We start from the raw sequence: 7882 nt of genomic DNA, 5'->3' as shown, positions 1-7882 counted from the left end.
CGGTCGCGCCGACGGCTCCCATGGCGCCGCCCCGGGCGCCGGCTGCTCCGCCCGCCTTGCCGGCGCCGCCCGAGCCGCCTGCCGCGCCCGAGGCTCCCCGCGGCGAAATCTGGATCTACAACTCGACCGCGCCGCTCTCGGAGGAACAGCGCGCCGCCGTGGCCGCCGCCCGCGAATCCGCCGTCCAGGCCCGGGCCATGGCCAGCGAAGCGCGCGTTCATGCCGCTGAAGCCCGGACCATGGCGCGCGCCAACGCCCGCCTGTCGCGCCAGGCCGAACGCGCCGCAGGCCACTCCCGGGTCATGACCGAGCACGCCGCCCGCGCCCGCGTCGAGGCCGAGGAGGCGCGGACCCTGGCCGCGCGTCACATGGCCGACGCCCGCGTCCAGATGCGCGTCGGAGCCGAGCAGATGGAGGTGGGCGCCCGCAACATGCGCGACGAGGCCCGCAAACTGCGCGACCCGGCCTACCGCGCCGAACAGATCGAGCGCGCCCGCGAACGCGGACAGACGGTCACCGACCGGGAGCTGCTGGACGCCATCCCGCGTATGGAAGAAGGCGCGGACCGCATGATCGAGGGCGCCGCCCGCATGCGCGAGCAGAGCGCCAGCCCGGCCTGATCAGGATGATGCGGGCTCCGACTGGCTGTCGGGGCCCGTCGTCTCTACGGCTGCCGGCCCGCCACCAGCACGTTCTGCACGCGCCGGCCCATCGGGTCGCGCGACTGCCAGGTCTGGCCGACGGCCGCATCCACCATCGCGGTGCAGAAGCGCGGCACCAGCATATACGGCCGCATATGGCTCAGGCAGACCCGTTCGCCGCTGACCGTCCAGCGCGCCGCCAGACGCCGGCCGTCCGAGAACTGGGCGGAATAGGTGCCGTCAGGATTGAACCAGTGCTTGACCCAGCCCCCGTCCGGATAGCGGGAAATGACCGTATTGCCGAAGGCGGAATCCATGTCGGCGCGGGCTGACCCGGCGAACAGACATGCGACCGTCAGGGTCGCGACGCATAGCGTACGCTGCATACTGATCCCTCAATCAACCCTTCCCGGCGCGGACTATTAACAAACGTTTAGGGGATGCCAACCCCCGCGCGCCTGCCGCACGAATAGTTGACTATTGCGTGGGGGCTTCTATATCCCGCCCACGTTCGGGACAGGACTGGCGAATCCGCGCCGCCCGCTCGCCCAGAGATTCAGGGCGGTTCCGCGACATCGCACGACGACCCGATGCGCGGGACGTCCTTCTTCCAGTCTCAAGGACCTATGACCGAATTCTCCCAGCTGGGCCTTTCGCCCACGACCCTCAAGGCGGTCGCCGATACCGGCTACACCACCGCCACCCCCATCCAGGCCCAGGCCATTCCGGTCGCCCTCGCCGGCCGCGACGTGCTGGGCATCGCCCAGACCGGCACCGGCAAGACGGCCGCCTTCACCCTGCCGATGATCGACCGGCTGTCGTCCGGCCGGGCCAAGGCCCGCATGCCGCGCGCCCTCGTCCTGGCCCCGACCCGCGAACTGGCCGACCAGGTCGCCTCGTCGTTCGAGAAATACGCCAAGGGCACCAAGCTGAGCTGGGCCCTGCTGATCGGCGGCGTCTCCATGGGCGACCAGGTGACCCTGCTGAACAAGGGCGTCGACGTCCTCATCGCCACCCCGGGCCGCCTTCTGGACCTGTTCGAGCGCGGCAAGGTGATGCTGAACGGCGTCGAGATCCTCGTCATCGACGAAGCCGACCGCATGCTGGACATGGGCTTCATCCCGGACATCGAGCGGATCTTCAAACTGACGCCGCCGCGCCGCCAGACCCTGTTCTTCTCGGCCACCATGCCGCCCGAGATCACGCGGCTGACGACCCAGTTCCTCAAGGACCCGACCCGGCTCGAGGCCTCGCGCCCCGCCGCCACGGCCGACACCATCACCCAGTATCTGGTCCGCATCCCTTCGAGCGATCCCAAGGCCAAGCGCGCCGCCCTGCGCGCCCTGATCGGCCGCGCCGACGTGCGCAACGGCATCGTCTTCTGCAATCGCAAGTCCGAAGTCGATGTGGTCGCCAAGTCGCTGAAACAGCACGGCTTCGACGCTGCGCCGATTCATGGCGATCTTGACCAGTCGCTGCGCATGAAGACCCTGGCCGCCTTCCGCTCGGGCGAGCTGAAGCTGCTGGTGGCTTCCGACGTCGCCGCGCGCGGCCTCGACATCCCGGACGTCAGCCACGTCTTCAACTACGATGTCTCGCACCACGCCGACGACTATGTGCACCGCATCGGCCGCACCGGTCGCGCGGGCAAGCTGGGCCAGACCTTCATGATCGTGACCCCGGCGGACGACCGTTCGCTCGACAAGGTCCTGAAGCTGATCAAGATGGACCCCGAGGAACTGGTGCTGGACGGCGTCGACTTCGCCCCCGGCAAGGCTCCGTCGTCGCGCGACGGCGGCGCCTCTGACAAGCCGGCCCGCGGCCGCAGCCGCAGCCCGCGCAACGAGCCGAAGGCGGAAGCCGCCCCCGCCCCCCGGACCGAAACCCCCGCGCCCGTCGAGGCCCCGGCACCGGTCGAAGCCGCCGTCGATGCCGCTGTCGACGCCGCCGGGCCCGCAACCGAAGCCGCGCCGGCCGCCCGCCGGTCGCGCAGCCGCCGGAGCGCCAAACCCGCCGCCGCCGCGGAGGCCCCCGTCGCGGAAGCCCGGGCCCCCGCGCCCGAGCGCAAGCCGGCGGACCGCGGACGTCCCGCCCCGACATCGGCTCCCGCCGCCAGGGAGGCATCCGAACGGCCCGTGCAGGAAACCCATCTGCGTCAGTCGGACCGCCGCGGCGATCGCGCCGACGCGGCTCCCGACCGTTCGAACGGCCGTCCCTTCGGAGAGGGCGACGTCCCCGCCTTCCTGCGCCGCCCCGTCTCGATCAAGGGCTGACGGCGGGTCGCGCCGGCTTAACCCGGCGTTACCAACCGCGGTCTAGCGTTGCCGTCACAGGTTCGCCGCCCTGGCTGGACCTGAGGAAGCGCGAATGAAGGCCAAGGTCGAAACCGCCCTGCGAGGTCCGCAAGCCTATGGGCTCGCGCGCAAGGTCGTCGACCAGATGGAAGCTGCGGGCGTGTGGCCGACGCCGCTCAATTTCGAACTCTGGACCCATGCGGTCGGTCAGCCCGAGGGCGCCCTCGCGGCAGAGCTCCAGCGCATTGCCGAATCCGGCGAGCCCTTCACCGAGGCCGTCACCGACGCCCTTGCCGCGCAACACCTGCCCAGTGGCCGCCTGACCGACCAGATTCGCGACGCCGGCCATGTCCTCGACCGTGAACTGTCCAGCGTCTCCAGCGTCATCGCCGAGGCGCAGAAGTCCCAGGCCGCCTACGGCCACACGCTCGAACAGGCCGCCACCAACATCAAGTCCGCGGGCGCCGACGGCGACGGACTGAAAGCCGTCGTGTCGGACCTGACGAGCGCCACCCTTCAGGCCCGGCAGGAGACGGACTCGCTCGAGAAGAGGCTGGAATCCTCCACCCAGGAAATCCTGCGCCTTCGCGAACACCTGGAGCTGGTGCGCCGCGACGCCATGACGGACGCCCTGACCGAACTCGCCAACCGCAAGGCCTTCGACGAACATCTGGCCGCCGCCTGCGAACAGGCCGAGTCCGGGGGCGGCGCCCTGACCCTGGCCGTGCTCGACATCGACCATTTCAAGCGGTTCAACGACACCTGGGGTCACCAGACCGGCGATCAGGTCCTGCGCTACGTGGCCAGCGTGCTGGGCCGCACCGCCGCCAATCCGCGCTTCGCCGCCCGCTTCGGCGGCGAGGAGTTCGCCATCGTCTTCCCCTACGAGAGCAGCGCCGTCGTGGAGGCCGCCCTGGAGAGCGTCCGCAAGGAAATCGCCTCCCGGTCGCTTCGCCGCCGTTCGACCGATGACGATCTGGGCGCCGTGACCGTATCGGCGGGCTTCGCCGTCCGGCGGCGCGGCGAGACCGCCACGGCCCTTCTCGAACGGGCCGACACCGCCCTCTACGCCTCAAAGCGCGGCGGCCGTAACCGCGTCTCCAACGCCGAACGCCTGCCCAAGGCGGCCTAGACTTCCCCGTCCGCCGATTCACGCCATAGTCGCTAGATGCGCAGCCTCGCCTTCAATATCGCCTACTGGCTCCTGTCGATCGTCTACACCCTGGGGGCGGCCTTCGCGGCCCTGACCCCCGGGCGGGGCGCGACGCAATGGATCATCCGCCGCTATGTGAAGCGGATGGTGCAGGCCATGCGGCTGCTGGCCGGCATCCGCATCCAGGTGCGCGGCAGGGAGCGGTTGCCGGCGGGCGCCTTCATCATCGCCTCGAAACACCAGAGCTGGGGCGACGGCTTCGCCACCTATGACCAGTTCGACGATCTGGCCTTCGTCACCGGCGACCACCTCGAGAAATTCCCCCTGCTGGGCACGGTGCTGCGCAAGCTGGGGGCCATCGTCGTCAACAACTGCGGCGGCCGCGAAGCCCGCGAGGCGCTGAAACACCGCTCCGCCGACGCCCACGCCGCCGGGCGCAAGATCCTGATCTACCCCGAGGGCAATCTGGCGAAGGTAGGCGAGAAATTCCGATATCGCTCGGGCGTCTGGCACATGTACCGCGACTTCGACATGCCCGTCGTGCCGCTGGCCACCAACCTGGGCCTGTTCTGGCCGCAGGAGGCGTTCCGCAAGAACCCCGGCACGGCCACGCTGGAGTTCCTCGACCCCATCCCGACGGGGCTCGGCAAGGAGGATTTCCTCGCCCGGCTGGAGGGGGCCGTCGAAGGCAAGACCGCCGAACTGATCGCGGAAGCTACCGGCCAGCCGGTCACGCCGGCCGTTCTGGCGCCCACGCCGGATGAAGCGGCGAAGGCGGCGAAGCTGGCGGCGGCTACGGCTTAGGCATCGGCTTCCGCGGCTTCTTCGCCGCCGCCTTCCTCAGCGCCGCATCGATCGACTGTCGGGCCCAGTCCACCGCCTCGTCCGCATCGTCCAGCGCGCTTTCGGGCAATGACCAGTAGGCCATCGTCATCTCTTTCCCGTCCTTCGTCGGATAGGTGAACTGCCGCGCGCCCGCCGCTCCCAGAAGCGGCGCATTGACCTCGTCCGCCTTCAGCCAGACGACGCCGTCGTCCAGCAGGGCGAAGATCAGGCCGTGGGAATAGACCGCGGCCCCGCCGAACATCCGCTTGATCTCGATCGGCCCGAGGGCGGCGAAATGCTCGCGCACCCATTCGCCGAAGTCCGCGTCGTAGGCCATCAGGCGGCCGGGATCACGGCGCCGTCGTAACGGGCGGCGATGAAGTCCTTGACCGCCTGGCTGCGCAGCATGGCCGCCAGGGCCACGATCCGCGGATCGGTCCGGTTGTCCGGCCGCGCCACCAGATAGTTCACATAGGGGCTGTCGGCGCCTTCCAGCGTCAGGGCGTCCGTCTTCGGCTTCAGCCCGGCGTCCAGCGCGTAGTTGGTGTTGATCACCGCCATGTCGACCTGGTCCAGCACGCGCGGCAGGGTCGCCGACTCCAGCTCGCGGAAGCGCAGGTTCTTCGGATTCTCGGCGATGTCGCGCAGGGTCTGCAGCGGATTGGCCGGGTCCTTCAGCCGGATCAGACCGGCCTTCTGCAGCAGGATCAGCGAACGCCCGATCGACGAGGCGTCGTTCGGCACCGCCACCTCGGCCCCATCGGGCAGCTGGGCCAGCGAACGGAAGCGACGCGAATAGGCGCCCAGCGGCTCGACGTGCACGCCCGCCACCGTGATCAGATCGGCCCCGCGCGAGGCGTTGAACTCATCCAGATAGGGCTTGGTCTGGAAATAGTTCACGTCCAGCCGGCGCTCCATCAGCTGGGTGTTCGGCTGCACGTAGTCGTTGAAGACCTTGATCTCGATCTGCACGCCCTCCGCCGCCAGCAGCGGCTTGATGTGCTCCAGGATTTCCGCGTGCGGCACGGCCGTGGCGCCGACGATCAGCGGCGCATCGGCGTCGGCCTTCTTCGCGCCCCCCTGACCGCAGGCGGCGAGGACCAGCGAGGCGGCGGCGAGGGCCAGGAGCGAACGACGGATCATGGGCGGGCCTTTCGGGAGAGCGATCAGCGGTGGGAAACGGAGGCGACCAGTCGGTCGCCCAGCATCTGCAGAGCCTGCACCAGAACAAGCAGCAGGACGACCGTGACCACCATGACATCGGTCTGGAAGCGCTGGTAGCCGAAGCGGATGGCCAGGTCGCCCAGCCCCCCAGCGCCGACGACGCCGGCCATGGCGGTGTAGGACACCAGGGCGATGGCGGTCACGGTCGCGCCGGCGATGATGCCGGGCATGGCCTCGGGCAGCAGGGCGCGGGTCACGATCTGCCAGGTCGAGCCGCCCATGGCCTGGGTCGCCTCGACCACCCCCTTGTCGATCTCCCGCAGCGCCGTCTCGACCAGCCGGGCGTAGAAGGGCGCCGCGCCCACGACCAGCGGCGGAATGGCGCCGGCGACGCCCAGCGACGTGCCGACCAGCAGCACTGTCACCGGCAGCATGACGATCAGCAGGATGATGAAGGGCACCGAGCGCAGGATGTTGACGATAAGCGACAGCCCGGCGTTCAGCACCGGATTGGCCGCCAGCCGACCCTTGCCCGACAGGTACAGCAGCACGCCCAGCGGAACGCCGAAGACGACGGTCAGGGCCATCGACCCGCCCAGCATCAACAGGGTGTCGCGCGTCGCCCGCGCAATTTCCGGCCAGTCGATATTGGCGAAGAAGGCCTCCATTACGCCGCCTCCACCACGACGCCGCGCGCCGTCAGCTGCGCCACGGCCGCCTCGGCGTCGCCGCCCGTGAAGGCGACCACCAACTGGCCGTAGGGCTCGCCGCGTATCCGGCTGATCCGCCCCGACAGGATCGAATAGTCGACCCCTACCGACCGCGCGACGCGGCTCAGTTCCGGTTCATAGGTCGAGCCGCCGCGGAAGGTCAGTTTCGCCAGCCGTCCGCCAGGCGGCACATCGGCGGGCTCGAAGCCTTCCTCGCCCTCGGCCAGCATGGCGCGGGTCGCCGGATGCTGCGGATGCAGGAAGACGTCGGCGGTCCCCCCCTCCTCCACCACGCGCCCGTCCTTCAGCACCGCGACCCGGTCGCAGACGCGGCGCACCACCTCCATCTGGTGGGTGATCAGCACAATGGTCAGCTTCAGGTCGCGGTTCAGCTGGTCCAGCAGGGTCAGGATTTCCTCGGTCGTCTCCGGGTCCAGGGCGCTGGTCGCCTCGTCGCACAGCAGCACGCCCGGCGCGCAGGCCAGGGCCCGGGCGATGCCGACCCTCTGCTTCTGCCCGCCCGACAGCTGCGCGGGATGTTTACGCGCGTGCTCCGAGAGCCCCAGCTGCTCCAGCAGGTCGGCGACGCGCCGGTCCACCTCGGCCGCCGGCCGACCTTCCAGCCGCAGCGGGAAGGCCACGTTCTCGGCGATCGTCTTGGCGTTCAGCAGGTTGAAATGCTGGAAGATCATGCCGATCCGCCGCCGCGCCGCGCGCAGTTCGGCCGGGTCCAGGGCCGTCATCTCCCGCCCGTCGACCGTGACCCGCCCGGCGTCCGGCCGCTCGAGCAGGTTGATGGTCCGAATCAATGTTGATTTTCCGGCCCCCGAGCGCCCGACGACGCCGAACACCTGTCCCGGCGCGACGGTCAGATCGACCGCGTCCAGCGCCACGCGCTCGCCCGCCGCGCTCCGGAAGCGTTTGGTGACCCCCTCCAGCCGGATCATCAGTCGGCGTCCAGCGCCTTGGCCGGGATGATGGTGACGCTCTCGCCGCAGCCGCAGGCGTCGGTCTGGTTCGGATTCCGGAACACGAATTTCGACGCCAGTTTCGTCGTCTCGTAGTCGATCTCCGATCCGATCAGGAACAGGATCG

General features: G+C 69.8%; 9 protein-coding genes and 1 pseudogene. 4 read left to right on the top strand and 6 right to left on the bottom strand.

Annotated features, from left to right (window positions below; genetic code table 11):
- Window positions 1-620, top strand: a pseudogene (locus tag V6M42_RS04345) (M56 family metallopeptidase); the annotation flags it as partial.
- 44 nt (window positions 621-664) lie between these two features.
- On the opposite strand, the gene V6M42_RS04340 reads toward V6M42_RS04345, so the two are convergent.
- The gene (locus V6M42_RS04340; RefSeq protein WP_332661036.1) at window positions 665-1027 is read right to left on the bottom strand and encodes a hypothetical protein; all 363 of its coding nucleotides are present in this window, start codon (window positions 1025-1027) and stop codon (window positions 665-667) included.
- A gap of 240 nt (window positions 1028-1267) precedes the next feature.
- Between V6M42_RS04340 and V6M42_RS04335 the strand changes: the two genes are divergently transcribed.
- The 3 genes from V6M42_RS04335 (at window position 1268) to V6M42_RS04325 (ending at window position 4892) form a co-directional block, all read left to right on the top strand.
- Window positions 1268-2914: a DEAD/DEAH box helicase gene (locus V6M42_RS04335; RefSeq protein ID WP_332677395.1), complete on the top strand. Its 1647-nt coding sequence runs from the start codon at window positions 1268-1270 to the stop codon at window positions 2912-2914.
- Between the two features lie 94 nt (window positions 2915-3008).
- Window positions 3009-4067, top strand: a complete 1059-nt coding sequence (locus V6M42_RS04330; RefSeq protein WP_332658231.1) for a GGDEF domain-containing protein — start codon at window positions 3009-3011, stop codon at window positions 4065-4067.
- A gap of 36 nt (window positions 4068-4103) precedes the next feature.
- On the top strand, window positions 4104-4892 hold the full coding sequence (locus tag V6M42_RS04325; RefSeq protein WP_332677393.1) for a lysophospholipid acyltransferase family protein: 789 nt from the start codon (window positions 4104-4106) through the stop codon (window positions 4890-4892).
- Here V6M42_RS04325 and V6M42_RS04320 read toward each other — a convergent pair.
- From V6M42_RS04320 to V6M42_RS04300, 5 genes are all read right to left on the bottom strand, one after another.
- On the bottom strand, window positions 4882-5250 hold the full coding sequence (locus V6M42_RS04320; protein WP_332658227.1) for a TfoX/Sxy family protein: 369 nt from the start codon (window positions 5248-5250) through the stop codon (window positions 4882-4884). The genes V6M42_RS04325 and V6M42_RS04320 overlap by 11 nt on opposite strands.
- Window positions 5250-6056 (bottom strand): MetQ/NlpA family ABC transporter substrate-binding protein, encoded by an 807-nt coding sequence (locus tag V6M42_RS04315; RefSeq protein WP_332677391.1) that lies wholly within the window; start codon window positions 6054-6056, stop codon window positions 5250-5252. The genes V6M42_RS04320 and V6M42_RS04315 overlap by 1 nt, the downstream gene beginning before the upstream one ends.
- A 23-nt stretch (window positions 6057-6079) precedes the next feature.
- Window positions 6080-6745 carry a methionine ABC transporter permease gene (locus tag V6M42_RS04310; RefSeq protein WP_332658225.1) on the bottom strand — a complete coding sequence of 222 codons (666 nt, stop codon included), beginning with the start codon at window positions 6743-6745 and terminating at the stop codon, window positions 6080-6082.
- Window positions 6745-7734 (bottom strand): methionine ABC transporter ATP-binding protein, encoded by a 990-nt coding sequence (locus tag V6M42_RS04305; RefSeq protein ID WP_332677389.1) that lies wholly within the window; start codon window positions 7732-7734, stop codon window positions 6745-6747. Before V6M42_RS04305 ends, V6M42_RS04310 begins: the two co-directional genes overlap by 1 nt.
- Window positions 7734-7882: HesB/IscA family protein (locus V6M42_RS04300; RefSeq protein ID WP_442880922.1), on the bottom strand; the 149-nt coding region annotated here is incomplete at its 5' end. The genes V6M42_RS04305 and V6M42_RS04300, both read right to left, overlap by 1 nt.

Source organism: Brevundimonas sp. (genome assembly GCF_036677305.1).
Lineage (GTDB): Bacteria > Pseudomonadota > Alphaproteobacteria > Caulobacterales > Caulobacteraceae > Brevundimonas.
Note: the sequence above shows the minus strand (reverse complement) of the source record. Positions and strands in the feature narration are given on the sequence as shown.

What these genes read in the sequence shown, in the direction of transcription:
- V6M42_RS04340 (WP_332661036.1), bottom strand. Translation starts at nt 1,027, where the DNA reads ATGCAGCGTACGCTATGCGTCGCGACCCTGACGGTCGCATGTCTGTTC.
- V6M42_RS04335 (WP_332677395.1), top strand. Translation starts at nt 1,268, where the DNA reads ATGACCGAATTCTCCCAGCTGGGCCTTTCGCCCACGACCCTCAAGGCG.
- V6M42_RS04330 (WP_332658231.1), top strand. Translation starts at nt 3,009, where the DNA reads ATGAAGGCCAAGGTCGAAACCGCCCTGCGAGGTCCGCAAGCCTATGGG.
- V6M42_RS04325 (WP_332677393.1), top strand. Translation starts at nt 4,104, where the DNA reads ATGCGCAGCCTCGCCTTCAATATCGCCTACTGGCTCCTGTCGATCGTC.
- V6M42_RS04320 (WP_332658227.1), bottom strand. Translation starts at nt 5,250, where the DNA reads ATGGCCTACGACGCGGACTTCGGCGAATGGGTGCGCGAGCATTTCGCC.
- V6M42_RS04315 (WP_332677391.1), bottom strand. Translation starts at nt 6,056, where the DNA reads ATGATCCGTCGTTCGCTCCTGGCCCTCGCCGCCGCCTCGCTGGTCCTC.
- V6M42_RS04310 (WP_332658225.1), bottom strand. Translation starts at nt 6,745, where the DNA reads ATGGAGGCCTTCTTCGCCAATATCGACTGGCCGGAAATTGCGCGGGCG.
- V6M42_RS04305 (WP_332677389.1), bottom strand. Translation starts at nt 7,734, where the DNA reads ATGATCCGGCTGGAGGGGGTCACCAAACGCTTCCGGAGCGCGGCGGGC.